The 26,419-nt window shown below is 53.6% G+C and carries 25 protein-coding genes; 10 read left to right on the top strand and 15 right to left on the bottom strand.

From position 1 onward, the window contains the following. Positions 1-106 precede the first annotated feature (106 nt). The 12 genes from trpS to ACO7SM_RS01490 form a co-directional block, all read right to left on the bottom strand. On the bottom strand, positions 107-1,111 hold the full coding sequence (gene trpS, locus ACO7SM_RS01545) for a tryptophan--tRNA ligase (RefSeq protein WP_490469448.1): 1,005 nt from the start codon (positions 1,109-1,111) through the stop codon (positions 107-109). After that, complete coding sequence (gene gph / locus ACO7SM_RS01540) at positions 1,104-1,862, bottom strand: phosphoglycolate phosphatase (protein ID WP_490469447.1); 759 nt, start codon at positions 1,860-1,862, stop codon at positions 1,104-1,106. Before gph ends, trpS begins: the two co-directional genes overlap by 8 nt. Then, entirely contained in the window at positions 1,855-2,532 is a 678-nt protein-coding gene (gene rpe, locus ACO7SM_RS01535) for a ribulose-phosphate 3-epimerase (protein ID WP_162380530.1), read from the bottom strand. Before rpe ends, gph begins: the two co-directional genes overlap by 8 nt. Before the next feature lie 17 nt (positions 2,533-2,549). Further along, positions 2,550-3,386: an adenine-specific DNA-methyltransferase gene (gene dam / locus ACO7SM_RS01530; RefSeq protein ID WP_490469446.1), complete on the bottom strand. Its 837-nt coding sequence runs from the start codon at positions 3,384-3,386 to the stop codon at positions 2,550-2,552. Positions 3,387-3,455: 69 nt separating this feature from the next. Continuing rightward, positions 3,456-4,784: a cell division protein DamX gene (damX, locus tag ACO7SM_RS01525; protein ID WP_490469445.1), complete on the bottom strand. Its 1,329-nt coding sequence runs from the start codon at positions 4,782-4,784 to the stop codon at positions 3,456-3,458. A 90-nt stretch (positions 4,785-4,874) separates the two neighbouring features. Next, the gene (gene aroB / locus ACO7SM_RS01520; RefSeq protein WP_490469444.1) at positions 4,875-5,963 is read right to left on the bottom strand and encodes a 3-dehydroquinate synthase; all 1,089 of its coding nucleotides are present in this window, start codon (positions 5,961-5,963) and stop codon (positions 4,875-4,877) included. A 57-nt stretch (positions 5,964-6,020) separates the two neighbouring features. Next, entirely contained in the window at positions 6,021-6,542 is a 522-nt protein-coding gene (gene aroK / locus ACO7SM_RS01515) for a shikimate kinase AroK (RefSeq protein ID WP_042322869.1), read from the bottom strand. Between the two features lie 404 nt (positions 6,543-6,946). Beyond that, on the bottom strand, positions 6,947-8,185 hold the full coding sequence (gene hofQ, locus ACO7SM_RS01510) for a DNA uptake porin HofQ (protein WP_490469443.1): 1,239 nt from the start codon (positions 8,183-8,185) through the stop codon (positions 6,947-6,949). Beyond that, the gene (locus tag ACO7SM_RS01505) at positions 8,097-8,501 is read right to left on the bottom strand and encodes a HofP DNA utilization family protein (protein ID WP_490469442.1); all 405 of its coding nucleotides are present in this window, start codon (positions 8,499-8,501) and stop codon (positions 8,097-8,099) included. The genes hofQ and ACO7SM_RS01505 overlap by 89 nt, the downstream gene beginning before the upstream one ends. Then, on the bottom strand, positions 8,491-8,961 hold the full coding sequence (locus tag ACO7SM_RS01500) for a HofO family protein (RefSeq protein ID WP_490469441.1): 471 nt from the start codon (positions 8,959-8,961) through the stop codon (positions 8,491-8,493). The genes ACO7SM_RS01505 and ACO7SM_RS01500 overlap by 11 nt, the downstream gene beginning before the upstream one ends. Continuing rightward, a complete protein-coding gene (locus ACO7SM_RS01495) occupies positions 8,945-9,484 on the bottom strand; it encodes a PilN domain-containing protein (RefSeq protein ID WP_490469440.1) in 540 nt (179 codons plus the stop codon). Before ACO7SM_RS01495 ends, ACO7SM_RS01500 begins: the two co-directional genes overlap by 17 nt. Then, positions 9,484-10,263, bottom strand: a complete 780-nt coding sequence (locus ACO7SM_RS01490) for a DNA utilization protein HofM (RefSeq protein ID WP_490469439.1) — start codon at positions 10,261-10,263, stop codon at positions 9,484-9,486. The genes ACO7SM_RS01495 and ACO7SM_RS01490 overlap by 1 nt, the downstream gene beginning before the upstream one ends. A gap of 120 nt (positions 10,264-10,383) precedes the next feature. Between ACO7SM_RS01490 and mrcA the strand changes: the two genes are divergently transcribed. Further along, the gene (mrcA, locus tag ACO7SM_RS01485) at positions 10,384-12,936 is read left to right on the top strand and encodes a peptidoglycan glycosyltransferase/peptidoglycan DD-transpeptidase MrcA (protein WP_490469438.1); all 2,553 of its coding nucleotides are present in this window, start codon (positions 10,384-10,386) and stop codon (positions 12,934-12,936) included. Positions 12,937-12,995: 59 nt separating this feature from the next. Here mrcA and nudE read toward each other — a convergent pair whose 3' ends face one another. Next, on the bottom strand, positions 12,996-13,556 hold the full coding sequence (gene nudE / locus ACO7SM_RS01480; RefSeq protein WP_490469437.1) for an ADP compounds hydrolase NudE: 561 nt from the start codon (positions 13,554-13,556) through the stop codon (positions 12,996-12,998). A gap of 322 nt (positions 13,557-13,878) precedes the next feature. Here nudE and igaA point away from each other — a divergent pair, with 322 nt between their 5' ends. From igaA to nadS, 7 genes are all read left to right on the top strand, one after another. After that, positions 13,879-16,011, top strand: a complete 2,133-nt coding sequence (gene igaA / locus ACO7SM_RS01475) for an intracellular growth attenuator protein IgaA (protein WP_490469436.1) — start codon at positions 13,879-13,881, stop codon at positions 16,009-16,011. Positions 16,012-16,076: 65 nt separating this feature from the next. Further along, complete coding sequence (yrfG, locus tag ACO7SM_RS01470) at positions 16,077-16,745, top strand: GMP/IMP nucleotidase (protein WP_490469435.1); 669 nt, start codon at positions 16,077-16,079, stop codon at positions 16,743-16,745. Positions 16,746-16,755: 10 nt separating this feature from the next. Further along, entirely contained in the window at positions 16,756-17,157 is a 402-nt protein-coding gene (gene hslR, locus ACO7SM_RS01465; protein WP_490469434.1) for a ribosome-associated heat shock protein Hsp15, read from the top strand. 24 nt (positions 17,158-17,181) lie between these two features. Continuing rightward, positions 17,182-18,060 carry an Hsp33 family molecular chaperone HslO gene (hslO, locus tag ACO7SM_RS01460; RefSeq protein ID WP_490469433.1) on the top strand — a complete coding sequence of 293 codons (879 nt, stop codon included), beginning with the start codon at positions 17,182-17,184 and terminating at the stop codon, positions 18,058-18,060. Between the two features lie 401 nt (positions 18,061-18,461). Next, positions 18,462-20,081: a phosphoenolpyruvate carboxykinase (ATP) gene (gene pckA, locus ACO7SM_RS01455; protein WP_490469432.1), complete on the top strand. Its 1,620-nt coding sequence runs from the start codon at positions 18,462-18,464 to the stop codon at positions 20,079-20,081. A gap of 126 nt (positions 20,082-20,207) precedes the next feature. Then, entirely contained in the window at positions 20,208-20,525 is a 318-nt protein-coding gene (locus ACO7SM_RS01450) for a type II toxin-antitoxin system RelE/ParE family toxin (protein ID WP_490469431.1), read from the top strand. A gap of 71 nt (positions 20,526-20,596) precedes the next feature. Beyond that, positions 20,597-20,893, top strand: coding sequence for a NadS family protein (nadS, locus tag ACO7SM_RS01445; RefSeq protein WP_490469430.1), 297 nt, complete (start codon positions 20,597-20,599; stop codon positions 20,891-20,893). A gap of 68 nt (positions 20,894-20,961) precedes the next feature. Here the strand turns inward: nadS and envZ are convergent, their stop codons facing one another. Together envZ and ompR are read right to left on the bottom strand one after the other, a co-directional pair. After that, complete coding sequence (gene envZ / locus ACO7SM_RS01440; RefSeq protein WP_490469429.1) at positions 20,962-22,314, bottom strand: two-component system sensor histidine kinase EnvZ; 1,353 nt, start codon at positions 22,312-22,314, stop codon at positions 20,962-20,964. Next, positions 22,311-23,030, bottom strand: a complete 720-nt coding sequence (gene ompR, locus ACO7SM_RS01435; protein ID WP_001157751.1) for an osmolarity response regulator transcription factor OmpR — start codon at positions 23,028-23,030, stop codon at positions 22,311-22,313. The genes envZ and ompR overlap by 4 nt, the downstream gene beginning before the upstream one ends. A gap of 227 nt (positions 23,031-23,257) precedes the next feature. On the opposite strand from ompR, the gene greB reads away from it, so the two are divergent. Together greB and ACO7SM_RS01425 are read left to right on the top strand one after the other, a co-directional pair. After that, positions 23,258-23,731, top strand: a complete 474-nt coding sequence (gene greB, locus ACO7SM_RS01430; RefSeq protein WP_490469428.1) for a transcription elongation factor GreB — start codon at positions 23,258-23,260, stop codon at positions 23,729-23,731. Positions 23,732-23,828: 97 nt separating this feature from the next. Further along, positions 23,829-26,162, top strand: a complete 2,334-nt coding sequence (locus tag ACO7SM_RS01425) for a Tex family protein (RefSeq protein ID WP_490469427.1) — start codon at positions 23,829-23,831, stop codon at positions 26,160-26,162. The last annotated feature ends 257 nt before the right edge of the window (positions 26,163-26,419 follow it).

Raw genomic sequence — 26,419 nt, 5'->3', positions numbered from 1 at the left:
ATGGCGAGATGTGCAAACGGCGAGGCGCTTCACAGTTTTTATCGGTCACAGAAAAGACAGGCGAAAAAAAACCGGGATTTACCCGGTTTTTAGCGACACAGTTGAATTACGGTTTTGCGACAAAGCCGATCGCTTCGTACACCGCTTTCAGGGTGACGGAAGCCCGAGCGCTGGCTTTTTCAGCCCCTTCCTTCATCACGTTCTGCAGGAATGCTTCATCGTTGCGGTAGCGATGATAACGCTCCTGCAACTCGGTCAACATGCCGGAAACCGCGTCCGCCACTTCACCTTTCAGATGACCGTACATTTTGCCTTCGAAGCGTTGTTCCAGCTCAGGAATGCTCTGGCCGGTCACAGCAGAGAGGATATCCAGCAGGTTGGACACGCCCGCTTTATTCTGGACGTCGTAACGCACAACTGGCGGCTCTTCGGAGTCTGTCATCGCGCGTTTGATTTTCTTCACGACGGATTTCGGGTCTTCCAGCAGGCCAATCACGTTGTTGCGGTTGTCGTCCGACTTAGACATCTTTTTCGTCGGCTCCAGCAGCGACATCACGCGCGCGCCGGATTTCGGAATGAACGGCTCTGGCACTTTGAAGATATCGCCGTAGATGGCGTTAAAACGCTGGGCGATGTCGCGGCTCAGCTCAAGGTGCTGTTTCTGATCTTCACCGACCGGAACCTGGTTGGTTTGGTACAGCAGAATGTCCGCCGCCATCAGAACCGGATAATCAAAAAGGCCGGCGTTAATGTTTTCCGCGTAACGCGCAGATTTATCTTTGAACTGCGTCATACGGCTCAGTTCGCCGAAGTAGGTGTAGCAGTTCAATGCCCAACCCAGTTGCGCATGTTCCGGCACGTGGGACTGAACGAAGATGGTGCTTTTCTCAGGATCGATACCGCACGCAAGATAAAGCGCCAGCGTATCCAGCGTCGCTTTACGCAACTGCTGCGCATCCTGACGCACGGTGATGGCATGCTGGTCAACGATGCAGTAGATGCAGTGGAAATCATCTTGCATGTTCACCCACTGACGCAGCGCACCCATGTAGTTGCCAATGGTCAATTCACCTGAGGGCTGTGCGCCACTAAAAACGATGGGCTTAGTCATTTTTCAATTCCTGATTTTCGCTTTGCAAAAGCCCGAGAGCGGGCAGAATGTCATTAATACTGTCATAAACAACGTCTGGCTGGCTAAGGTCAATCGCTTCACCGTAGTTATAGCCATACGTAAGTCCCACAGACGGACAGCCTGCGGCAACCGCGGCCTGAATATCATTTCGTGAATCACCCACGAAAAGCATCTGCTCAGGCGCAATACCCATGCGGCTCGCAACGAGCAGTAGCGGGTCTGGATGCGGTTTTTTGTTCTGTACGTCGTCACCACCGATGACCACGCTAAAATATTTGGCGATATCCAGCGCTTCCAGCAGAGGCGCAACAAACGGCGTCGGCTTGTTGGTGACCAGACCTAACGGCAACCCGCTGGCGTGTAGTGCGCCCAGCGTATCCGCGACGTTGGGGAACAGGAACGTCCCCTCTTGCGCCACATCCGCATAATAACGGTCGAACAGCTTACGCAAAATACGCACCTGTTCTTCAGCAGGGATGCCATCATCAACAGGCGGTTTACCCATTGTTTTACGCTGCATTGCACGTTCCTGGCGAGACCAGGTCAGTGCGCGTTCCATCAGCACATCTGCGCCGTTACCAATCCAGGTAATAACACGCTCTTCGCCTGCCGTCGGCAGCTCCAGCGCATACAACGCCATATCTACCGCAGCGGTCAATCCCGGTGCGCTGTCGACCAGCGTCCCGTCGAGGTCAAATGCAACACCCCGAATATTCTGCAATTTATCCATGACTTACCTTCGCCAGTTCACGGCGCATTTCATCTATCACTTTTTTGTAGTCTGGCTGGTCGAAGATGGCAGAACCAGCCACAAACATATCCGCGCCAGCCGAGGCGATTTCACCGATGTTGTCCACCTTGACGCCGCCATCCACTTCCAGGCGGATATCGTAGCCGGATTCATCGATACGACGACGTACTTCGCGCAGCTTCTCCAGCGTCTGTGGAATGAAGGACTGACCACCGAAGCCCGGGTTAACGGACATCAGCAGGATCACATCCAGCTTGTCCATCACATAGTCCAGATAGCTGAGCGGTGTAGCCGGGTTGAATACCAGGCCAGCTTTGCAGCCGTGCTCTTTTATCAGTTGCAAGGTGCGGTCGACGTGTTCGGAGGCTTCCGGATGAAAAGTAATGATGTTGGCGCCTGCGGCGGCGAAATCCGGCACAATACGGTCAACCGGCTTCACCATCAGATGTACGTCGATAGGTGCTGTAATACCGTATTTACGCAGGGATTTCAGCACCATGGGCCCGATAGTCAGGTTCGGCACATAGTGGTTGTCCATGACGTCAAAATGCACAACATCGGCGCCAGCAGTCAGTGCTTTCGCGGTGTCCTCACCCAGGCGAGCAAAATCAGCCGACAGAATTGAGGGGGCAATCAAATACTGTTTCATCCGCTTCTCCTTGAGAATTATTTTTTCGCGGGCGAAACGACTCCTGGTTGGTACAGAGCCAGCAGTTCGTCCACCTTTTTTCGTGTGCCGCCGTTGCTGCTTATACTGCGCCGCACTTTAACCTGAAAATGTTTCGCCGCTTTGTACCACTCACGGGTATCGGGCGTGTCATGGTTCGAAATTAACACTGGGATCCGCTTACTGACCAGCTTTTCTGCCATTTCTGCCAGATGTGCCTGCTCTCTGTGGCTGAAGCTGTTGGTATGATAAGCGGTAAAATTCGCCGTCGCAGAAAGGGGCGCATATGGCGGGTCACAATAGACCACAGAGTCTGCATCCGCACGATCCATGCACTCTTCATATGAGAGACAATGGAACTCTGCATTCTGCGCTTTTTCGGCAAAGTGATACAACTCCGCTTCCGGGAAGTAGGGCTTTTTGTAACGGCCAAACGGCACGTTAAATTCCCCGCGCAGGTTATAGCGGCACAATCCGTTGTAGCCAAAACGGTTCAGGTACAAAAACAGCACCGCACGGCGGAACGGATCCTGACACGCGTTGAATTCCCCGCGGAACTGATAGTAAACCTCAGCCTGATTTGTCTCAGGCGTAAACAGCTCGCGGGAAGCCTGCACATACTCATCGGTACGTGACTTCACGATGTTATAGAGACTGATGAGGTCGCTGTTGATATCGGCGAGGATATAACGAGAAAAGTCGGTGTTGAGAAACACCGACCCGGCACCCACGAAGGGTTCAACCAGACACTCACCCGGTGGCAAATGCCGTTTTATATCATCAAGCAGGGGGTATTTTCCCCCTGCCCACTTCAAAAAAGCGCGATTTTTTTTCATGCTGACTAACTAATTACACCTTCTCCGGCTGTGGAGAAAGCTCCGACAGCATCCTGCGCTTTAATAACATTACTTCAGATCGGCCTGAACCTGATGCAACGGTTTTGCCCACGGGTTTTTCGCCTGCACATCGGCTGGCAGCGTAGACACCGCGCGTTTCGCATCGTCTTTCGAGGCGTACACGCCCGTGACCAGAACATACCACGGCTGGCCGTTACGCGTCGTCTGATACACCACAAAGTTTTTCAGGTTCTCTTTCTTCGCCCAACTGTTCAGGTTGTCGTAGTTAGAAGAACTGCTGAGCTGCAGGGTGTAATGGCTGCCCGGTGCAGATTTTAACGACCCAACGTTGCCTGCACTCTTCCCACCAGCCGCGCTGGGTGTCGCAGCAGCCGTCGGCGCAGTTTGCGCAGGCTGTGCCGTTTGCGCAGGCGCAGTCGTCGTGCTGGCGGTCGCTTTCGGGGCAACCGTTGCAGCCGGTGCAGTTGTTGCTGCAGGGGCTTTCGTGGTTGTCGCCGGAGCCGTTGGTTCCGTACGTTTCGCCTGAGCGACAGGTTTCGGTTCAGTTGCCGTCGCCTTCACCGTCGTCTGCGGTTTCTTCGGCTCAATCACGGCCTGTTTGCGTTCCGGACGAGTGGTTGTGGCAGGAGCCGCAGGTTCCTTTGTCTCCTGACGCGACGCAGCGCCGTTGCGGATTGGCGCAACCGTGGCCGGTTCAGTCGGCAGTGTGGAGTTAACCACCACATTGTTAACCTGGCTCTGGTTTTGCGGCTGCGAGAGCGCATTGTTCAGGTCACCCTGAACTTCAACACGCTGCTGGCCTTCGGCCGTTGCAGGCGCTTGTCCTTCGGTCGGCGTGGACGAAATTGGCGGCAAGGAAACTTCTTGCTGCGGTGCATTACCGGCGGTTTGCTCAGCAGATGTTGCACCCGGCGCAGGCTGGGTTGCATTCGCTTGATCGGCGGTATTGCCAGAAAGATCGATACTCTTCTCGCCAGAAGCAGTTTGCTCGCTTGAAGAGGAGGTTGAAGGTGCCTTCAGCGCAGAGCCGATTCCAATGATCAGCAGCAGCAGGACAAGAACACCAACACCCATCATCATGTACTGACGAGAAGCCGGCTTACTGACCGCTTTTTTGCGCTTGCGCGGACGACGCTCTACACGTTCTTCGTCATCATCCACCGCATCATCATCGGATTCGTAATCTTCTTCAGGCTCGACATCCGACTCCTCATTGCGGTCTTTACGCGCACGTGTCGGGCGATGATCGTCCGTATCCAGATCAACATCATCAAAGTTGATCTGCGGCTCACCACGTTCAGAAGATTGACGAGAACGACCAGTACGACGATCGCTGGGATCGGGTTTCAGCTCGTCTTCTGGTTTGAATTCATCCATTTAACACCCCACTCAAAGGTTAATGCTTACAACGTTGCAGTTAACCTGAAGCTAAAAGACCCAATAATTGCGGTCTGACCTTTCTTGTTGTTACGCCTGCTGACAATCAGCAATCGCGCTAAGAACCACCTCGTGCGACACTCCGCCGCGGACTTCACTCTTCCCTATTGCCAGCGGGAGAATTAAACGCATTTCACCCGCCAACACTTTTTTATCACGCAGCATGTGCGGCAAATAAGCCTGTGCGGACATCTCGCGGGGTCCGTTAACAGGTAAGCCAGCACGCGCAAGCAGCGTAATAATACGCTGTGTGTCAGTTGCATTAAACTGACCCAGACGTTCTGACGTGCGAGCAGCCATCACCATACCTGCAGCGACCGCTTCACCGTGTAACCAATTGCCATAACCCATTTCGGCTTCGATAGCATGGCCAAACGTATGCCCCAGATTCAGTAAAGCACGTAAGCCCATTTCTCGCTCGTCTGCGGCAACAACTTCTGCTTTCAGCTCACAACAACGGCGAATACAGTACGCCATCGCTGCGCCATCCAGACGCAACAACGCATCCAGATTTTCCTCCAGCCAGGTAAAGAACGCCCCATCCAGAATGATGCCGTATTTGATCACTTCCGCCAGACCCGAAGCCAGCTCACGCGCAGGAAGCGTTTTCAGACAGTCGAGATCCACCACCACGGAAGCAGGCTGGTAGAACGCGCCAATCATGTTTTTACCGAGGGGATGGTTTACAGCGGTTTTCCCGCCAACGGAGGAGTCAACCTGAGACAACAGGGTTGTTGGAACCTGGATAAAACGTACACCGCGCTGATAGCTCGCCGCCGCAAAACCGGTCAGATCGCCAATCACGCCGCCACCAAGGGCTACAAGCGTGGTATCGCGACCGTGCGGTTTTTGCAGCAGAGCCGTAAAGACCGTATCAAGCACCGTCAGGCTTTTATACTGCTCGCCATCAGGAAGAATAACGCTATCAACGTTAACACCCGCCTGTTCAAGTACGTCGCGAATCTTATCAAGATAAAGAGGAGCCAGGGTTTCGTTGGTCACCAACATAACCTGCTCGCCCGATTTCAGCGGTAAGAATGAAGCTGGTTCGTTAAACAAACCAGCCGCGATGGTGATAGGGTAACTACGTTCCCCGAGAGTGACTGTAATCCTCTCCATGACGCGATATCCACCTTAATGGCTTGTACCCGCAGGCAAGTGTGTATTAAGCCAGAATCAGTTGCTTTCCAGCATGTGAATAATCTGGTTTGCTACGACTTTGGCGCTCTGATCGTCGGTACGAATGGTCACGTCTGCAATCTCTTCATACAGAGGATTGCGTTCGTCAGCCAACGCTTCCAGAACTTCACGAGGCGGAGCTTCGACCTGCAACAGCGGACGTTTTTTATCGCGCTGCGTACGCGCAAGTTGTTTTTCGATCGTCGTTTCAAGATAGACCACGACGCCACGCGCGGAGAGACGATTACGGGTTTCACGTGATTTTACAGAGCCACCGCCGGTTGCCAGCACAATACCCTGTTTTTCCGTCAACTCGTTGATGACTTTCTCTTCACGATCGCGGAAGCCGTCTTCACCTTCTACATCGAAGACCCAGCCCACATCAGCTCCGGTTCGTTTCTCAATCTCTTGATCAGAATCGTAAAATTCCATATTGAGTTGTTGAGCTAACTGGCGCCCAATAGTGCTTTTTCCGGCACCCATAGGCCCAACCAGAAAGATATTGCGTTTCTCTGCCATTTTTTCGGTACTACTAAGACTATTCGTTAATGATAAACCCGCGTCGCAGATACCCAGCGCAGCAGGACATGAACTGAAACCTCATAAGATATTGCGAGAGTCAGGTTGAAAATTATCTCAATACTCAAGCAGGTTTGGCAACTGAATAAATTACCAAACCCCGTGCATTTCCGGTCACGACAAACCAGCAGTCTCATAAACACTGAACTCAGCGACATATCGCGAAGCCAGATAACACGAAACCAGCCAACTATTTGCCGCTTGAATGGTGAAGAGTAATCACGGGTGCGTAAGCAACGAAAAGTACTGACTCTCAAATCGGTACTCCTTGTATGCTAAATACACCCCCACGTCAAATCCCTGAAACGTGTTCAGCGCAAAAACAGCGGTATTTCTCGCACAAATCATTCCGCCGATACCAGCCTGGGCGTGATGAACACCACCAGCTCACGTCGCTCATCTTCTTTACCATCGTGGCTAAAAAAATGGCCGAGCCAGGGAATATCCCCTAGCAGCGGGACACTATCCTTACCTGATTTTTTCTTTTGAGAAAAAATACCGCCCAGCGCCAATGTTTCACCGCTTTTCACCTCGACCTGCGTTTCGATCTCCTGCTTATCAATAGCCAGCACTTCGCCATCCGATTGTTGCAACACCTGGCCGGGCATATTCTGACTAATGCGTAACTTCAAACGAATGCGTCCTTTCTGTAACACCGTCGGCGTCACCTCCATCCCCAACACCGCTTCTTTAAATTCCACAGAGGTCGCGCCGCTTTCGCCGCTGGAAACCTGATAGGGGATCTCACTGCCCTGCTTGATACTGGCCGGTTGTAAATGCGAAGCGAGCAGACGTGGGCTGGCGATAATATCGAGTTGCTGTTTTTGCTCCAGCGCCGAAAGTTCAAGATCCAAAAGTCGCCCGTTAATGCGTCCGATGTTAAACCCAACGCGCGTCGTTGCCGTGGCAACGGAGAGATCGCTGGTCATCGTGGTCACATCCCCCACGCCTCCAGCCTGCTGGGCATCCGCAAGCGTCCATTTCACACCCAGCTCACGTAAACTTTTTTCGTTAATGGTCACAATATGCGCCGCCAGTTCAACCTGCGCGATGGGCAAATCCATCTGTTCCACCCATTTCTCCAGCATGGCCAACGCAACCCTGTTATCGCGAAACATTATCCTGTTGGTACGCTTATCCACCGTAATGCTGCCTTTTGCGCTCAGCAGTTTCTCACCGACTTTCGCCAACTCTGTCGCATCGGCGTTTTGCAAAAAAATGTTGCGGTTTTCCAGTGGCATTGTTGCCTGCTGCTGCGCCCGCTCAGCCTCCTGACGCGCCATCATTTCTTGCTGCCCGGCCGCCGTCTGAACATGCAAAATGCCCCCTTCCTGGCGTAATACCAGTCCGGCGCTTTTCGCGACGGTTTGCAGCGCCAGCGTCCACGGAACATCCGTCAGATGGAGTGACACCGAGCCACTCACATCCGGCGAGATCACCATATTTTTCCGCTCCTGTTCAGCAAGCGCCTGCAATACCTGAGCCACCGGAACGTCATCCACCATTAGCGTGACGTTTTGCGCTTTTCCCGCCTGCGCTGTCTGCATGATGATCATCAGCGCGGCGGCTATCCATCGCTTCATCCTTTTCTCCTTGTCGTTGCCACTGCCACTGCGATGGCTCACAGCTTTCCCCAAGCTCAAGCGTTAACGTTTGTGTGGTCAGTTGGGAGACTCGCCATCCGTTATCCAGTGACTCGTCAGGTTCCACCCGGCGCCATTTCTGTTGACTGTCTTTGACAATACCGATCAGCTTTTCGCCCCGACTTACCGCCCCCTGAAAGCGCCATTGCAAGAGCTCGCCACTCTTGCAGCGGTCTTCTGGTAGTTTGAAAGGATCGCGCATCCCGGTCAGCGTCAACAGAGAAAGGCCAACCAACAGCCAGCGTTTACCCCTCATTCAGACGCTCCAGTTCCAGCGTCAGCCGTAATTCCGACCTTTCCACGCTCAGTGAAAACCGACGTACGTTCATCCCGCATGCCGCCAGTCGAACAAAGACGTCAGGAACGGCCTCCCAGACCGAGGCCAACGCCATCTCGCCACCTTCTGCAGAAGGCAACCAGTGAACAAGACGACGATGTGACGTCTGAAAATCCAGCGGAGAAAAAGGCAGACGCTTTTCATCTGGAGCAACGCGGGCTTCACCGCTCGCTGCCATCAGCCGGTACTGTGCTCTCCACTGCTGCTGCACGGTTTCCCGCTGCGCAACCAGCGCTTCCCGCTGTATGTGAAGCGCTGGCCCGCCCAGATAAAACAGGCAAATAAGGAGCAGGATCCCCAGACAGAGGTTTCCGGCACACCAGCAGAGCATTCGGGTTCGGGGCGTTAACGCGCACCAGACATCAAAGAGGGCGTTCATTCATCTCGCTCTTTTTTAACTGATAGTGAAACTGCCAGCGCCCCTCTGCGTCCTGGCGGGTTGCGCCGGTGTTGCTTAACGCGAACATCGGCAAATGACGCAACATCGCCTCCAGTGAACGTAACGCGGTAAAGCTCAGCGCGTTGCCTTCAAGCTCAAGCGTCTCCTGTTGGTAGGCCATTCTGGTGAACCATGCCTGCTCAGGCATCTGGTGAGAAATCACGTCCAGCACCGACTGCCAGCGATGCGTCTGGTCACGCAGTATTTGTCGCTGCAACACTTGCTGGCGCTGCTGGTGCTGTTGATCCAAACCCCGCTTTCTCGCCATCAGCGCGGCGGCCCTTGTTTGTTCGGCCTCCAGTAAAACCGTGTTGGTTCGGGCTTCCTGCTCTGTAACACAGTAAACACGCAGTGCAATAACGATGAATAAGAGCAGTGAACCGCCGAACAGCACTGCCCAACATCGCAGGCACGCCATCCGTCGTGAGCGACGCCAGGGCATAAAATTGATCGGTGGGCTCATCAACGCATCTCCCCCATCGCAAGACCGAGGGCGATGGCAAAAGCATGTCCTTGCGGCGGAATGGGGGGCTGGCGTACGGACACGGCTTCCCAGGGGGAGAAACCGTCTTCACTGCACATGACCAACGTGTCGGGAGGCATGGACAACGCTGCGGCGAGATCATCAAGACGGCCAATTTCTTCAGCGGTTTTACGCCCCCAGGCATAACGTGTCGCCCACAACCACTGCACGTCATCACGCCACACCAGACACTGCTGCCCCGAGGCTAAATACGGAATAAATCGCTGTAACGCACAGGCATCCGGCGTGACCGCCGTCACCCGCACCTTTAGCGTTTGCATGAGAGTCAGTAACGCCGAGATCTCCTTGCTTTGCGCAGCAGTCACATTGAACGACGAACTTAACGTATCCTCGCTATAGTCAAAACGTAGGGAGTCAGGATCCATGTCCAGATCGCGCGCCATCGAACCGGTTAACCATGCTGTCTGTTCGCGTTCCCGCAGCGACATCGCCGGGCGCGGAAAGCGTCTTTGCAGTGTTCTGCTGGAGGGAAATGAAAGGTGAATGGCGTGCTGATGAGGAAGCTCACGGCTCCACGGTTGGAGTACCGCGGCAAGCTGTTCAGGATTGCAAATGTAACCTTCTTTGAGGACGAGCTGGTCGAGCGGCATACGCCACCAGCGTTGTAAAAGCCAGCCCGATGCGCCGCGAACAACGGCAACCGCCAGTACTTCATGCGGTTGAATATGAAGGCCTATTTGCCAGAACCGGAAAGCCATAGCTGATGATCTCCTTATCACCCGTCACTCTAACGGGTATATCAATGCGTCTGGCTTGCCTTTATACTACCGCGCGTTTGTTTATAAACTGCCCAAATGACACTAAATGGGAAATCTCCAGTGAAGTTCGTAAAGTATTTATTGATCCTTGCAGTATGTTGCATCCTGCTGGGAGCAGGCTCGATTTATGGTCTCTATCGCTATATCGAGCCGCAACTACCTGACGTCGCGACGTTAAAAGACGTGCGTTTACAGATTCCGATGCAGGTTTATAGCGCGGAGGGTGAACTGATCGCGCAGTATGGCGAAAAACGTCGAATTCCGGTCACGCTCAACCAAATGCCACCCGTCATGGTGAAAGCCTTCATCGCCACGGAAGACAGCCGCTTTTACGAGCACCACGGTGTTGACCCTGTCGGGATCTTCCGTGCGGCAAGCGTAGCGCTGTTCTCTGGCCATGCGTCGCAGGGGGCGAGCACCATTACTCAGCAGTTGGCGAGAAACTTCTTCCTCAGTCCTGAACGGACGCTAATGCGTAAAATTAAGGAAGTGTTCCTTGCCATCCGCATTGAGCAACTTCTGAGTAAGGATGAAATCCTCGAGCTCTATCTGAACAAAATCTACCTCGGTTACCGTGCCTACGGTGTGGGCGCCGCGGCGCAGGTCTATTTTGGTAAAACTGTTGACCAGCTTAGTCTGAGTGAAATGGCGGTCATTGCCGGCCTGCCAAAAGCCCCTTCCACGTTTAATCCGCTTTATTCCATGGATCGCGCCACAGCGCGACGTAACGTGGTTCTGTCGCGTATGTTGAGCGAAGGGTATATCACCCAGAATCAGTACGATCAGGCGCGTAACGAAGCGATTGATGCAAATTACCATGCGCCGGAAATTGCGTTTTCTGCCCCCTATTTGTCAGAAATGGTGCGCCAGGAAATGTACAACCGGTACGGTGAAAATGCCTATGAAGATGGCTATCGCATTTACACCACCATCACCCGCAAAGTCCAGCAGGCGGCTCAACAAGCTGTCCGCAACAACGTACTGGACTACGACATGCGCCACGGCTATCGCGGCCCGTCGAATGTCTTGTGGAAAGTGGGTGAAACAGCCTGGGACAGCAAAAAAATTACCGACACGCTGAAAGCGCTGCCGACCTACGGCCCCTTGCTCCCGGCTGCGATCACCAGCGCCACCCCGCAAGAAGCCACGGCAACGCTGGCGGATGGCACGTCGGTATCACTGCGTATGGAAGGTGTACGTTGGGCGCGTCCGTACCGCTCAGATACACAGCAGGGCCCTACGCCGCGTAAAGTGACCGATGCCGTACAAGCCGGTCAGCAAATCTGGGTTCGTCAGGTGGGCGATGCCTGGTGGCTGGCGCAGGTGCCGGACGTTAACTCCGCGCTGGTTTCCATTAACCCGCAAAACGGCTCGGTAATGGCGCTGGTCGGTGGTTTTGACTTCAACCAAAGCAAATTTAACCGTGCCACCCAGGCGCTGCGTCAGGTGGGCTCGAATATCAAGCCGTTCCTCTATACCGCCGCGATGGATAAAGGTTTAACCCTGGCGAGTATGTTGAACGACGTGCCTATTTCACGTTGGGATGCCGGTGCCGGTTCTGACTGGCGCCCCAAAAACTCACCGCCGCAGTACGCCGGCCCGATCCGTTTACGTCAGGGTCTCGGTCAGTCGAAGAACGTGGTCATGGTGCGTGCTATGCGCGCAATGGGTGTCGATTACGCAGCAGAATATCTGCAACGTTTTGGCTTCCCGGCGCAAAACATCGTGCATACCGAATCGCTGGCGCTGGGTTCCGCATCCTTCACGCCGATGCAGGTAGCGCGAGGTTATTCCGTTATGGCAAATGGCGGCTTCCTGGTCGATCCCTGGTTCATCAGTAAGATTGAAACCGACCAGGGCGGCGTCATATTTGAAGCGAAGCCAAAAATTGCCTGCCCGGAGTGCGATATTCCGGTCATTTATGGCGATACGCAAAAATCGAACGTCCTGGAGAACAGCAACGTCGAAGATGTCGCCGTTTCTCAGGAGCAGAAAAACGCCACCGTGCCGATGCCACAGCTTGAACAGGCAAACCAGGCGCTGGTTGCCCAAAGCGGTACACAGGAATACGCCCCGCACGTGATTAGCACGCCGCTGGCGTTCCTGATAAAAAGCGCGCTGAACACCAACATCTTCGGCGAGCCCGGCTGGATGGGCACCGGTTGGCGAGCGGGTCGCGACCTGCAGCGTCGGGATATCGGCGGAAAAACCGGTACCACCAACAGCTCGAAAGACGCATGGTTCTCCGGATACGGTCCAGGCGTGGTGACATCGGTGTGGATTGGTTTTGACGATCACCGCCGCGATCTGGGACGCACGTCGGCGTCTGGTGCTATCAAAGATCAGATCTCCGGCTATGAAGGCGGAGCGAAGAGTGCGCAACCGGCATGGGACGCGTTTATGAAGTCCGTTCTGGAAGGCGTACCTGAACAACCGCTGACGCCACCGCCGGGGATTGTGACGGTCAATATCGATCGCAATACCGGTCAACTGGCCAATGGCGGTAACAGTCGCGAAGAGTATTTCATCGAAGGCACCCAGCCAACACAGCACGCGGTGCATGAGGTGGGAACAACCATTATTGATAATGGTGAGTCGCAGGAACTGTTCTGATCAAAAAAGGCGCTTCGGCGCCTTTTTGTTTTTACTGCGTTGGTCTGCCGGGCGAAGGCCTACAGGCGCCCTTGCCCTTTCAACCACTCGCGCACCAGAAACAGAGCGCTCACGTTACGCGCCTCATTAAAGTCCGGCTCTTCCAGCAAGTCCATCAAATGCGCCAGCGGCCAGCGCACCTGCGGCAGCGGTTCGGGCTCGTCGCCTTCCAGTGATTCCGGGTAGAGGCCTTCAGCCGCCACGATATTCATTTTGCTGGAAAAATAAGATGGCGCCATGCTCAGTTTCTTTAAGAACGTCAGATCCTGCGCACCAAAGCCAACCTCTTCTTTTAATTCTCGATTCGCGGCCTCAAACACACTCTCTCCGGGATCGATAAGCCCCTTGGAAAACCCCAATTCGTAGGACTCCGTTCCCACCGCATATTCACGGATCAGAATCAGGTGATCGTCAACGATAGGTACAATCATTACCGCTTCGCGGGTGGACGGACGCATACGCTCATAGACACGTCGCACACCATTGCTGAACTCAAGGTCCACGCTTTCAACGTTGAACAGGCGCGATTGTGCGACAGTTTCTACTTTCAAAATGGTGGGTTTTTGTAATGATTTGCTCATCGTGAGAGTCTTTGCAGTGAAATCTGACGCCATTGTGCGATATGCAGCACGGTTTCGGCAATGTGAATTGCCATTTATTTACATTTATGCAACGCAGTTAAAATTAATTCTTATTTCAAATTAAAAGTCAATAGGTTGAAATAACTCCAGGAATTTGCTGATATTCCGCATTTGGTGGTTTTGCTATGATTTGCATTCAATGGGATGCGCTTAAAAATGCTCAAGTTCAACTCCACACTTGCCGATAGCCAACCACAAAATCACGTTTATTGGACAGGGTGCGACTGACCACGCCTGACAGACTTAGTAAGATGGGGAAAGCATGAGCACCATTTTGATTTTTTTAGCTGCTTTGCTGGCCTGCTGTCTACTGGCAGGATGGCTACTCAGGACACGCGCCAGGCGGCGAAGCCTGCCCTGGATCAATGCCTTCCCGGAGGCAGCCACGCGTAAGCTGACGCCCGAAGAGCGCAGCGCCGTTGAGAACTATCTCGACAATCTCAGCCAAATCCAACAAGTGCCAGGCCCCACAGGCGCCAGCGCCGCGCCTGTGTCGCTCACACTCAATGCTGAGAGCAACAACGTTATCGTTCTGACGCATTCGATTACGCGTTACGGCATTACCACCGACGATCCCAACAAATGGCGATACTATCTCGACTCGCTTGAGGTTCATCTGCCGCCTTTCTGGGAACAGTACATCAATGACGAAAATAACGTTGAGCTGATCCATACCGATAAGCTGCCTTTGGTTATCTCGCTGAACGGTCACACGCTGCAGGAATACATGCAGGAGACGCGTGGCTATGCATTGCAGCACACCGCCTCCACTCAGGCATCGATCCGCGGTGAAGAGAGTGAACAAATTGAGCTGCTCAACATTCGTCAGGAAACGCATGAAGAATATGCGTTGAGCCGTCCTGCGGGTCTTCGTGAGGCATTGCTGATTGTCGCCTCTTTCCTGTTGTTTTTCTTCTGCCTGATAACGCCAGATGTCTTTGTTCCCTGGATGGCGGGCGGCGCTATTTTGTTGTCGGCAGCGGGACTCTGGGGATTGCTTGCCCCGCCGTCTAAAACCGCGTTACGGGAAATCCACTGCCTGAGAGGCACCCCGCGTCGCTGGGGATTATTCGGTGAAAACAACCAGGAGCAAATCAACAACATCTCACTGGGGATCATTGACCTGATTTACCCGGCTCACTGGCAGCCGTATATCGCGCAGGATCTCGGTCAGCAAACCGATATTGATATCTATCTGGATCGCCACGTTGTACGCCAGGGCCGCTTTTTATCCCTGCATGACGAAGTCAAAAACTTCCCACTACAGCACTGGTTGCGCAGTCTGGTCATCTCCGGAGGTTCCCTGCTGGTACTGCTGATGCTGCTGTTTTGGATCCCGCTGGATATGCCCATCAAATTCACGCTGTCGTGGATGAAAGGCGCCCAAACCATTGAAGCCACCAGTGTGAAAAAGCTCGAAGAAGCCGGGGTTCGTGTTGGTGATACCCTGCATTTGAGCGGTAAAGGCATGTGTAATATTCATACGCCGGGAAGCTGGACTGCGCAGGCTGGTTCCCCGTTCATGCCTTTTGATTGCTCGCAAATTATCTGGAATGACGCTAAGGCTCTGCCGCTGCCGGAGTCCGAACTTGTCAATAAAGCGACGGCGCTCAATCAGGCCATCAGCCGACAATTGCACCCCAAACCCGAAGATGATTCGCGGGTCAGCGCCTCATTACGCTCGGCGATTCAAAAATCTGGCATGGTTTTATTGGATGACTTCGGTGACATCGTGCTGAAAACGGCTGACCTGTGTTCCGCCAAGGATGAGTGCGTACGTCTTAAAAATGCGCTGGTGAACCTCGGCAATAGCAAAGACTGGAATGCGCTGGTTAAACGCGCCAACGCCGGTAAGCTCAATGGCGTCAATGTTCTACTGCGCCCGGTCAGCGCAGAGTCGCTGGATAATCTGGTGACCACCTCGACAGCGCCGTTTATTTCGCGTGAAACAGCGCGTGCTGCCCAGGCGTTAAACAGCCCCGCGCCGGGGGGATTCCTGATTATCAGTGACGAAGGCAGCGATCTGGTCGACCAGACTTACCCCGCCGTTTCACTGTATGACCACCCGGCTCAGGAGCAATGGGGTGCCTTCCAGCGGTTGGCCCAAATGCTTATGCAAACGCCGTTTAGCGCGGAAGGGATTGTTACCAGCATTTATACCGACGCCAACGGAACGCAGCACATCAGCCTGCACAGTATTCCAGACCGTTCAGGCCTGTGGCGCTATCTCGGTACGACGCTGCTGATGCTGGCGATGCTGGGCAGCGCGATTTACAACGGCATACAGGCGTTCAGACGCTATCATCGTAATCGCACCCGTATGACCGAAATTCAGCAATACTACGAAAGCTGCCTGAACCCGAAACTGACAGCGTCCCCTGAAAGCCTCATCTGATAACACGCCCGTGCGGCAGGGTGTGCTACCCTGTCGCGCAAATTGCTTCACTCAGGAGAGAACCCATGCACATTGATATCGCCTGGCAGGACGTAGACACCGTTTTGCTGGATATGGACGGCACGCTGCTTGATCTCGCGTTCGATAACTATTTCTGGCAAAAACTGGTGCCGGAAACCTACGGCGCGCAGCACGGTATCTCTCCACAAGAAGCCCAGCAATTTATTCGCCAGCAGTATCAAGACGTACAGCATACGTTAAACTGGTACTGCCTGGATTACTGGAGCGAACGGCTGGGGCTGGATATCTGCGCCATGACCACGGAACAGGGGCCGCGCGCCGTTCTGCGCGAGGATACCGTTCCGTTTTTGGATGCGTTAAAAGCAAGCGGTAAACGCCGTATTTTGCTCACCAATGCGCACCCACACAACCTGGCGGTGAAGCTGGAACATACCGGTCTGGCCTCACACCTTGATTTATTACTTTCTACCCACACATTTGGTTATCCCAAAGAGGATCAGCGGTTATGGCACGCTGTGGCTGAAGAGACGGGCATGAACGCGGAGAAAACGGTGTTTATCGATGACAGCGAGCCTATTCTCGATGCCGCCGCCCAATTTGGCATTCGTTACTGCCTCGGCGTGACCAATCCCGACTCCGGCATCGTGGAAAAGCAGTATACTCGCCATCCGTCGCTGAATGACTACCGCCGATTGATCCCCTCGCTGATGTGAAGGAGTCGCCATGAAAGAGAAACCCTCTGTTGAGGTCAGGCTGGATAAATGGCTGTGGGCTGCCCGTTTTTATAAAACCCGCGCCATCGCGCGTGAAATGGTGGAAGGCGGTAAGGTGCACTACAACGGGCAGCGCAGTAAGCCGAGTAAAATTGTCGAGCTGAATGCCACCCTGACGCTGCGCCAGGGAAATGACGAGCGCACGGTCATCATCAAAGCGATTACCGAGCAACGCCGCCCGGCAAGCGAAGCCGTCGCACTGTATGAAGAGACGGCAGAAAGCGTAGAAAAACGCGAAAAAGTCGCGCTGGCGCGTAAGCTTAATGCGTTGACCATGCCGCACCCGGACAGGCGCCCGGATAAAAAAGAACGCCGCGACCTGTTACGATTTAAACACGGCGACAGTGAGTGACTGTCACCTGCAAGAGAGATGATTATGCCGCAACATGACCAATTACACCGTTATCTGTTTGAAAACTTTGCCGTACGCGGCGAGCTGGTGACCGTATCGGAAACCCTGCAACAGATCCTCGAGAATCATAGCTATCCGCAGCCGGTGAAAACCGTGCTCGCCGAACTGCTGGTTGCGACCAGCCTGCTCACTGCAACGCTGAAATTTGCGGGTGATATCACCGTGCAACTGCAGGGTGACGGCCCGATGAGCCTGGCGGTGATCAACGGAAACAATAACCAACAGATGCGTGGCGTCGCCCGCATTCAGGGCGACATTCCTGAAAATGCCGATCTGAAAACGCTGGTCGGCAACGGTTATCTGGTCATCACCATCACGCCAGAAGAAGGCGAACGCTACCAGGGCGTGGTCGGTCTGGAAGGCGATACGCTGGCAGCATGTCTGGAAGACTATTTCCAGCGCTCTGAGCAGTTGCCCACACGCCTGTTTATTCGTACGGGCGACATCGAGGGTAAACCGGCGGCAGGCGGTATGCTGTTGCAGGTGATGCCAGCACAGAATGCCCAAACGACTGATTTTGATCATCTGGCGACGCTGACAGAAACCATCAAAACTGAAGAGCTGTTGACGCTGCCTGCGACCGAAATACTGTGGCGTCTGTATCACGAAGAAGAGGTCACGCTCTACGATCCGCAGGACGTTGAGTTCAAATGCACCTGTTCGCGTGAACGTTGTGCGGGCGCGCTGAGAACACTGCCGGATGAAGAGGTCGACAGCATCATTTCTGAAGAAGGCGAGATCGATATGCACTGCGATTATTGCGGCAGTCACTATCTGTTCAACGCGATGGACATTACTGAGATCCGCAACAACGCCTCTCCTGCCGATCCGCAAGTCCATTAATCGCGTATAAAACGCCGGATGGCGACGCGACAGAGTCTCTAAAAGGCCGGGTGTGCGGTAACACCGCCCGGCATTCCTCACATTTTTCTCGCTGCCCCTCACTTTTTATTTCGACGTGAATCGATAATTTAAATTTTGTTGTTACGTAATTTTCTTCTATGAATGCGATTACAGTCACAATATTCCCGCCAAATACACTTCTGTTTAACGTTTTAAGAACATTTTCCACAACAAAAAAGTGTTTCCTGCCATAATAATCGCCGCTTCGTGACAGGAGTTGCAGCGTTTTCAGTCACTCGTGATTTTTTTCAGATGCGTAAATCTATGAGCCTTGTCGCGTTAAACAAACCCTAAAAAACCTTAATATTTCAGGCAATACATCTTGGCTAAGGAGCAGTGAAATGCGTGTGAACAGTTTAACCCCGCAAGATCTCAAGGCTTATGGTATCAATGACGTTCAGGATATCGTTTACAACCCAAGCTACGAAACGCTTTACCAGGAAGAGCTCGACCCTTCCCTGGAAGGCTATGAGCGTGGTGTGCTAACGAACCTCGGCGCCGTTGCTGTTGATACCGGTATCTTTACCGGACGTTCGCCAAAGGATAAGTACATTGTTCGTGATGACACCACGCGTGATACGCTCTGGTGGTCCGACAAAGGCAAAGGGAAGAACGACAACAAACCGCTCGCCCAGGAAACCTGGCAGCATCTGAAAGGTCTGGTGACCCAACAACTCTCTGGTAAGCGCCTGTTCATTGTTGATGCCTTCTGTGGCGCCAACGCCGATACCCGTCTTTCTGTGCGCTTTATTACGGAAGTGGCCTGGCAGGCACACTTCGTTAAAAACATGTTCATCCGCCCGAGCGATGAAGAGCTGGTCAGCTTCAAACCTGACTTTATCGTAATGAACGGCGCGAAATGCACCAACCCGCAGTGGAAAGAACAGGGATTAAACTCCGAGAACTTCGTGGCGTTCAACCTGACCGAACGCATTCAGTTGATTGGCGGTACCTGGTACGGCGGTGAAATGAAGAAAGGGATGTTCTCCGTGATGAACTACCTGCTGCCGCTGAAAGGCATTGCGTCCATGCACTGCTCCGCCAACGTGGGCGAGAAAGGCGATGTCGCGGTCTTCTTTGGTCTTTCCGGCACCGGCAAAACTACCCTCTCTACCGACCCGAAACGTCGTCTGATTGGCGATGACGAACACGGCTGGGACGACGACGGCGTGTTTAACTTTGAAGGCGGTTGCTACGCGAAGACCATCAAGCTGTCTAAAGACGCTGAGCCGGAGATCTATAACGCCATTCGCCGTGATGCGCTGCTGGAAAACGTGACAGTTCGCGACGACGGCACCATTGATTTTGATGATGGTTCAAAAACCGAGAACACCCGCGTTTCTTACCCGATCTATCACATCGATAACATCGTCAAGCCGATCTCCAAAGCGGGTCATGCCACTAAAGTTATCTTCCTGACCGCTGATGCGTTCGGCGTATTGCCGCCGGTTTCCCGTCTGACGGCAAACCAGACCCAGTACCACTTCCTGTCAGGCTTTACCGCTAAGCTGGCAGGGACTGAGCGTGGCGTTACTGAACCCACACCGACCTTCTCCGCCTGCTTTGGCGCAGCCTTCCTGTCGCTGCACCCAACACAGTACGCAGAAGTGCTGGTGAAACGTATGCAGGACTCAGGCGCGCAGGCATACCTGGTGAACACCGGCTGGAACGGTACTGGCAAACGTATCTCCATCAAAGATACTCGCGCCATCATCGATGCCATCCTGAACGGTTCCCTGGACGACGCGGAAACCTTCAGTCTGCCGATGTTTGACCTGGCAATCCCTACCGAACTGCCGGGTGTGGACACGCGTATTCTTGATCCGCGTAACACCTACGCGTCACCTGAACAGTGGCAGGAAAAAGCGTCCGCGCTGGCAAAACTGTTCATTGAGAACTTCGAGAAATATACCGATACCCCAGCAGGCGCAGCGCTGGTGAGCGCCGGCCCGAAGCTGTAAATTTCTAAGATAATGATCCAGCCCCTTTTCCTTCAGGATTAGGGGCTTTTTTATTGTGAGAACGCTTTTAAAATGTACACGGTACACCTATAATCCTGGTTAGCATCACTATACGCAGGAAGCGTCATGTTCACTTTTATCGAACTACATGGATTCAGTAAGCGACGTCAGATGCTGTTACCTGATGATGAGTTCCGCGCTTTCCAGGAGATGCTCATTGAAGATCCTGAAACTGGAGCTACCATCGCCGATACGGGAGGATTTAGAAAAATCCGCTGGAGCCGTTCTGGTATGGGTAAGCGTGGCGGTGTTCGGATAATCTACTATAACGTGATGCGAAACGGTCGAATTTATCTGGCACTGGTCTACCCCAAAAATGAGCAGGATGATTTAACCGCAGAACAGAAAAAAATTCTGAAGCAACTATCCGATATGCTGCAGTAACGCAGAGGTTCTGTTACTCCCACCATGGGAAAAATCCTGAGTGTGGTGTCAACAAGGGCAATGAGAGACAGATGAAAGACGAATTATTTGCCGATCTGCTGGCCAGTGCAGAAGAAATGGTACGTATCGAAAAGGGCGAAGAAACCCCTAAACCGGAATGTGTGCATACCTTTAGTGAGATTGATGTCAAAGCCATTCGTGAAGCAACCGGATTACGTCAGCAAGATTTTGCCGTCGCGGTTGGCGTGAGTTATGACCTGGTTAAAAGCTGGGAAACAAAACGACGTCAACCTACCGGGGCCCCGAGAAAATTACTCCTTCTGCTCCAGGCTAATCCTTTTATCATCAATCAATTAAAAATGATTTAAAACATGAGATTTAGTGTTGAGCACTAAACGAAGGGAGGCATTTAGCCTCCCTTTTTTACACGTTTTTTCTACACGTCTTTGATTGACGCCGGAATGCGAGCCATCGGAACCGGCAGCCAGGCGCGAATTGAGAGCCCACCCCGCTCGCTGGTGCCTATCTCCAGCATACCGTTATGGTTATCAATGATACGTTGCACAATCGCCAGACCCAGTCCGGTACCGCTGGTACTGCGGGCGCTATCGCCGCGTACAAACGGCTGGAACAGGTGTTTGCGCTGCTCCGGTTTAATCCCCGGGCCGTCATCTTCAACCTGGAACCAGGCGCGATGAGGTTCCGTCCCGCTACTGACTTTAATCCAGCCATTACCATAGCGTGCCGCGTTGACCACCATATTGGCGACCGCACGCTTGATCGACAACGGATGCATCTTCACCTGAATCATGCCCGGCTGTAGCCCGGTATCGATTTCGCGCTCGTAACCGCTTTCCGCGGCAATGACTTCGCCCAGCACGGCATTAAGATCGGCCATTTCCATCGGCATTTCCTGCCCGGTACGCAGGTAATCGATAAACTGCTCGATAATGGCGTTGCACTCTTCGATATCTTTGTTGATGGACTCCGCGAGGTAACCGTCCTCTTCGCCCATCATCTCAGTAGCCAGACGAATGCGCGTCAGCGGAGTACGCAGATCGTGGCTCACCCCCGCCATCAGCAAGGTGCGGTCATCGGCCAGTTGCTTCACGCCCGCCGCCATATGGTTAAAGGCTCGGGTCACGGAGCGCACCTCCGACGCGCCATACTCACGCAGCGGCGGCGGAATAATGCCCTTCCCGACCTGTAACGCCGCATGCTCGAGATCCACCAGCGGTCGGTTCTGGATACGGATAAACAGCCATGCGCCGCCTATCGCCATGAGCATTATCGCCAGCGTATAGCGAAACAGTGGGGAGAAATCGCCCTGATGGATTTCAGTCAGCGGCACACGCACCCAAATGTTGGGCGATAGCCAGGTTTTTAGCCAAACGACGGGCGAGCTTTTGTTGACCTCAACGCGAACTTCCGTGGGGCCACCCAACTGCTGCGCCATCTGATGGCTTAAGAACTCATAGTGTTGCGCCCAACGAAGGCCAGCCTCTTCGGCGGCTTCGTTAGAGTAGAGGGAAATGCCCAACTCACGGTAAATTTCCCGGCGGAACGCGGGAGGCACAACGAGCTGCGTGCCGTCCTCCAGTTGCAGTTTATCCGTCATCAGCATACGAACTTCGTAAGCCAGGACCTTATTAAACTGCTGGAGGCTCGGCAGAATCGCAAAGTTCAGCACCACCAGATAGGTCGTCACCAGGCTGACAAACAGCAAAGTGACGATGAGTAGCAACGTGCGGGCAAATGAACTTCGTGGAGAGAAGCGCATTCGCCTCATGCTTTAGAACCGTCCGGCACAAAGACATAGCCCAGACCCCAAACGGTCTGAATATAACGCGGGTGCGCCGGATCTTCTTCCACCATACGACGCAAACGCGAAATCTGCACATCGATGGAACGTTCCATTGCGGAGTATTCACGACCACGCGCCAGGTTCATCAGTTTGTCGCGCGACAGCGGCTCACGCGGGTGGCTCACCAGCGCCTTCAGAACCGCAAACTCACCGCTGGTCAGCGGCATCGGCTCGTCTTCACGGAACATTTCGCGGGTGCCCAGATTCAGTTTGAACTTACCGAAAGCAATGACCGCTTCTTCCTGAGAAGGTGCGCCTGGCAACTCGTTCGCCTGACGACGTAGCACTGCACGAATACGCGCCAGCAGTTCACGTGGGTTAAACGGTTTAGGAATATAATCGTCAGCACCGATTTCCAGCCCCACAATGCGGTCAACTTCCTCGCCTTTGGCGGTCACCATGATGATCGGCATCGGGTTGCTCTGGCTACGCAGACGACGGCAAATTGACAGGCCATCTTCTCCTGGCAACATTAAATCCAGTACCATGAGGTGAAAGGATTCGCGGGTTAGCAGACGATCCATCTGCTCAGCGTTGGCGACGCTTCGAACCTGGAAGCCCTGCTCGGTCAGATAACGCTCCAGAAGCGCGCGCAAACGCATGTCGTCATCTACCACCAGAATCTTATAATTCTCTTGCATTGTTTGTACTCCCAAAGGTTCGCAACAATTGTAAGTGTGTATTCTTAAGAAAGCTCACGTTCGCCACCAGTGAATTCTGGTATGAATTCCAGGCTAAATTGTTACAAAGCATATTTAACAGCAGCTTAAGTATACAATGAAACTTGCGGCACATTATTTATTCTGTTGATTACGTCGCGTAATACTAATTGTGCGCATAATCACAGCGTCGAAGGTAAATCAATAAGATGAAAACGCCCCTGATTACCCGGGAAGGGTACGAAAAACTCAAGCAAGAGCTGAATTATCTCTGGCGTGAAGAGCGCCCTGAAGTCACCAAAAAAGTGACCTGGGCTGCAAGTCTTGGCGACCGCAGCGAGAATGCCGACTACCAGTATAATAAAAAGCGGCTGCGTGAGATTGACCGCCGTGTCCGTTATCTCACCAAATGCATGGAAAATCTCAAAATTGTCGACTACTCCCCGCAGCAGGAAGGCAAAGTGTTCTTCGGTGCGTGGGTGGAAATCGAAAACGACGACGGTGATATCCGTCGCTTTCGTATCGTCGGTTACGATGAGATTTTCGGCCGTAAGGATTACATCTCTATCGACTCGCCGATGGCGCGCGCGCTGCTGAAAAAAGAGGTGGGCGATCTCGCGGTGGTGAACACGCCTGCGGGAGAAGCGAGCTGGTACGTTAACGAAATTGAATACGTAAAATGAGCAGGAACAATCCGAAGCCCCTGTGGATGACTGGCATTTTTGCCAGTCAGTCCGTATAACTATTCCCTGATTTTTACTCAGTAGATGAAGCCAATCCATGATGAATGATTCTTTCTGCCGCATTATTGCGGGCGAAATTCAGGCACGCGCCGAACAGGTAGAAGCTGCCGTTCGCCTGCTTGACGAAGGGAACACCGTGCCGTTTATCGCACGTTATCGTAAGGAAATCACCGGCGGTCTGGATGATACGCAACTGCGTAACCTGGAAACGCGTCTGGGGTATTTACGCGAACTGGAAGACAGACGTCAGTCGATCCTCAAATCTATTTCCGAGCAAGGCAAACTGACCGATGCGCTGGAAAATGCCATCAACGGGACGTTAAGTAAGACCGAACTCGAAGATCTCTACCTGCCCTATAAACCGAAGCGCCGTACCCGTGGGCAAATCGCCATCGAAGCAGGCCTTGAGCCGCTAGCCGATCTGCTGTGGACCGACCCGTCCAACGACCCGGAAACAGAAGCCGCCAACTATATCGATGCCGAAAAAGGCGTGGCCGACACCAAAGCGGCACTCGACGGCGCGCGTTACATCCTGATGGAGCGTTTTGCCGAAGACGCCGCTCTGTTGGCGAAAGTGCGTGATTATCTGTGGAAAAACGCCCACATCGTGGCAACCGTGGTGGCAGGCAAAGAGGAAGAAGGCGCGAAATTCCGCGACTACTTCGACCATCACGAACCGATCTCCTCCGTTCCGTCTCACCGCGCGCTGGCAATGTTCCGCGGTCGTAACGAAGGCGTATTACAGCTCTCGCTGAATGCCGATCCGCAGTTCGACGAGCCGCCGAAAGAGAGCCACGGCGAACAGATTATCCAGAACCACCTCGGCCTGCGCCTGAATAACGCCCCGGCGGATGGCTGGCGTAAAGGCGTCGTGAGCTGGACATGGCGTATTAAAGTGCTGATGCACCTCGAAACCGAGCTGATGGGAACCGTGCGCGAGCGCGCGGAGGATGAAGCGATTAACGTCTTCGCCCGTAACCTGCACGATCTGCTGATGGCAGCGCCTGCCGGTCTGCGTGCCACCATGGGTCTCGATCCCGGTCTGCGTACCGGCGTGAAGGTCGCCGTTGTCGACGGCACCGGCAAACTGGTCGCCACCGACACCATTTACCCGCATACCGGTCAGGCAGCGAAAGCCGCCGTCGCGGTTGCCGCGCTGTGCGAAAAATACAACGTTGAGCTGGTCGCCATCGGTAACGGCACCGCATCGCGTGAAACGGAGCGTTTCTTCCTCGACGTACAGAAACAGTTCCCGAAAGTGACCGCCCAGAAGGTGATTGTCAGCGAAGCTGGCGCCTCGGTTTACTCGGCTTCCGAACTGGCAGCACTGGAGTTCCCGGATCTCGACGTTTCGCTGCGCGGCGCGGTTTCTATCGCCCGTCGCCTGCAAGATCCGCTGGCCGAGCTGGTAAAAATCGATCCGAAATCCATCGGTGTAGGCCAGTACCAGCATGACGTTAGCCAGACTCAGCTCGCCCGTAAACTGGACGCCGTGGTCGAAGACTGCGTAAACGCCGTCGGTGTCGATCTGAATACGGCTTCCGTGCCACTGTTAACCCGCGTGGCAGGTCTGACCCGAATGATGGCGCAGAATATCGTGAGCTGGCGCGATGAAAACGGCCAGTTCCAGAACCGCCAACAGTTGCTGAAGGTGAGCCGTCTGGGGCCAAAAGCTTTTGAACAGTGTGCGGGCTTCCTGCGTATCAACCATGGCGATAACCCGCTGGATGCGTCCACGGTTCACCCGGAAGCGTATCCCATCGTCGAACGCATTCTGGCGGCCACCGAACAGTCCTTGCGCGACCTGATGGGCAACAGCAACGAGCTGCGTAATCTGAAAGCGTCTGATTTTACTGACGAACGCTTCGGGGTACCGACCGTCACCGATATCATCAAAGAGCTGGAAAAACCGGGTCGCGACCCGCGTCCGGAGTTTAAAACCGCCCAGTTTGCCGATGGCGTGGAAACCATGAACGATCTGCTGCCTGGCATGATCCTCGAAGGCGCCGTCACCAACGTGACCAACTTTGGCGCGTTTGTGGATATCGGTGTCCATCAGGACGGACTGGTACATATCTCTTCCCTGTCGAACAAGTTCGTCGAAGATCCGCATACCGTGGTGAAAGCGGGCGACATCGTTAAAGTGAAAGTGATGGAAGTGGATCTGCAACGTAAGCGTATTGCCCTGACCATGCGTCTGGACGAACAGCCTGGTGAAACGAACGCCCGTCGCAGTAGCGGCAGTAACGAACGTGCCCAGGGCAATCGTCCGGCGGCAAAAGCGGCGAAACCACACGGTCGCGACGCTCAACCTGCCGGTAACAGCGCCATGATGGACGCACTGGCCGCAGCGATGGGTAAAAAACGCTAACGCCTGTTTGCTTGCCTCTTCCTGCTTCTGGCACACCTCTCGTGCCAGAAGCAGTCTTCTGTTTCCCGGATACCCAACGTTTTTCCCTTTTCTTCCCGGCAAGCCATTCCATTTACCGATTAACAATTAATGTTTGCAGAATGAATCTGTTAATTAATTTCATCAGGTGAGAATGACACTTTTAATTATCACACCGTTAACATATAAAACGTTAATTAAACATTAAGAAGGGGTCATTATTGCCGAAGGGCATGACC

It is taken from the genome of Citrobacter sp. LJND-P06 (assembly GCF_058188415.1).
This window is presented reverse-complemented; position numbering and strand designations above follow the sequence as displayed.

Coding starts and splice junctions, on each gene's coding strand:
- greB (WP_490469428.1), top strand. CDS start 23,258: ATGAAAACGCCCCTGATTACCCGGGAAGGGTACGAAAAACTCAAGCAA.
- ACO7SM_RS01425 (WP_490469427.1), top strand. CDS start 23,829: ATGATGAATGATTCTTTCTGCCGCATTATTGCGGGCGAAATTCAGGCA.
- damX (WP_490469445.1), bottom strand. CDS start 4,784: ATGGATGAATTCAAACCAGAAGACGAGCTGAAACCCGATCCCAGCGAT.
- dam (WP_490469446.1), bottom strand. CDS start 3,386: ATGAAAAAAAATCGCGCTTTTTTGAAGTGGGCAGGGGGAAAATACCCC.
- ACO7SM_RS01500 (WP_490469441.1), bottom strand. CDS start 8,961: ATGAACGCCCTCTTTGATGTCTGGTGCGCGTTAACGCCCCGAACCCGA.
- ACO7SM_RS01450 (WP_490469431.1), top strand. CDS start 20,208: ATGTTCACTTTTATCGAACTACATGGATTCAGTAAGCGACGTCAGATG.
- igaA (WP_490469436.1), top strand. CDS start 13,879: ATGAGCACCATTTTGATTTTTTTAGCTGCTTTGCTGGCCTGCTGTCTA.
- envZ (WP_490469429.1), bottom strand. CDS start 22,314: ATGAGGCGAATGCGCTTCTCTCCACGAAGTTCATTTGCCCGCACGTTG.
- ACO7SM_RS01495 (WP_490469440.1), bottom strand. CDS start 9,484: ATGAGCCCACCGATCAATTTTATGCCCTGGCGTCGCTCACGACGGATG.
- gph (WP_490469447.1), bottom strand. CDS start 1,862: ATGGATAAATTGCAGAATATTCGGGGTGTTGCATTTGACCTCGACGGG.
- yrfG (WP_490469435.1), top strand. CDS start 16,077: ATGCACATTGATATCGCCTGGCAGGACGTAGACACCGTTTTGCTGGAT.
- ACO7SM_RS01505 (WP_490469442.1), bottom strand. CDS start 8,501: ATGAGGGGTAAACGCTGGCTGTTGGTTGGCCTTTCTCTGTTGACGCTG.
- nudE (WP_490469437.1), bottom strand. CDS start 13,556: ATGAGCAAATCATTACAAAAACCCACCATTTTGAAAGTAGAAACTGTC.
- hslR (WP_490469434.1), top strand. CDS start 16,756: ATGAAAGAGAAACCCTCTGTTGAGGTCAGGCTGGATAAATGGCTGTGG.
- nadS (WP_490469430.1), top strand. CDS start 20,597: ATGAAAGACGAATTATTTGCCGATCTGCTGGCCAGTGCAGAAGAAATG.
- rpe (WP_162380530.1), bottom strand. CDS start 2,532: ATGAAACAGTATTTGATTGCCCCCTCAATTCTGTCGGCTGATTTTGCT.
- hslO (WP_490469433.1), top strand. CDS start 17,182: ATGCCGCAACATGACCAATTACACCGTTATCTGTTTGAAAACTTTGCC.
- aroK (WP_042322869.1), bottom strand. CDS start 6,542: ATGGCAGAGAAACGCAATATCTTTCTGGTTGGGCCTATGGGTGCCGGA.
- trpS (WP_490469448.1), bottom strand. CDS start 1,111: ATGACTAAGCCCATCGTTTTTAGTGGCGCACAGCCCTCAGGTGAATTG.
- pckA (WP_490469432.1), top strand. CDS start 18,462: ATGCGTGTGAACAGTTTAACCCCGCAAGATCTCAAGGCTTATGGTATC.
- ompR (WP_001157751.1), bottom strand. CDS start 23,030: ATGCAAGAGAATTATAAGATTCTGGTGGTAGATGACGACATGCGTTTG.
- hofQ (WP_490469443.1), bottom strand. CDS start 8,185: ATGAAGCGATGGATAGCCGCCGCGCTGATGATCATCATGCAGACAGCG.
- ACO7SM_RS01490 (WP_490469439.1), bottom strand. CDS start 10,263: ATGGCTTTCCGGTTCTGGCAAATAGGCCTTCATATTCAACCGCATGAA.
- aroB (WP_490469444.1), bottom strand. CDS start 5,963: ATGGAGAGGATTACAGTCACTCTCGGGGAACGTAGTTACCCTATCACC.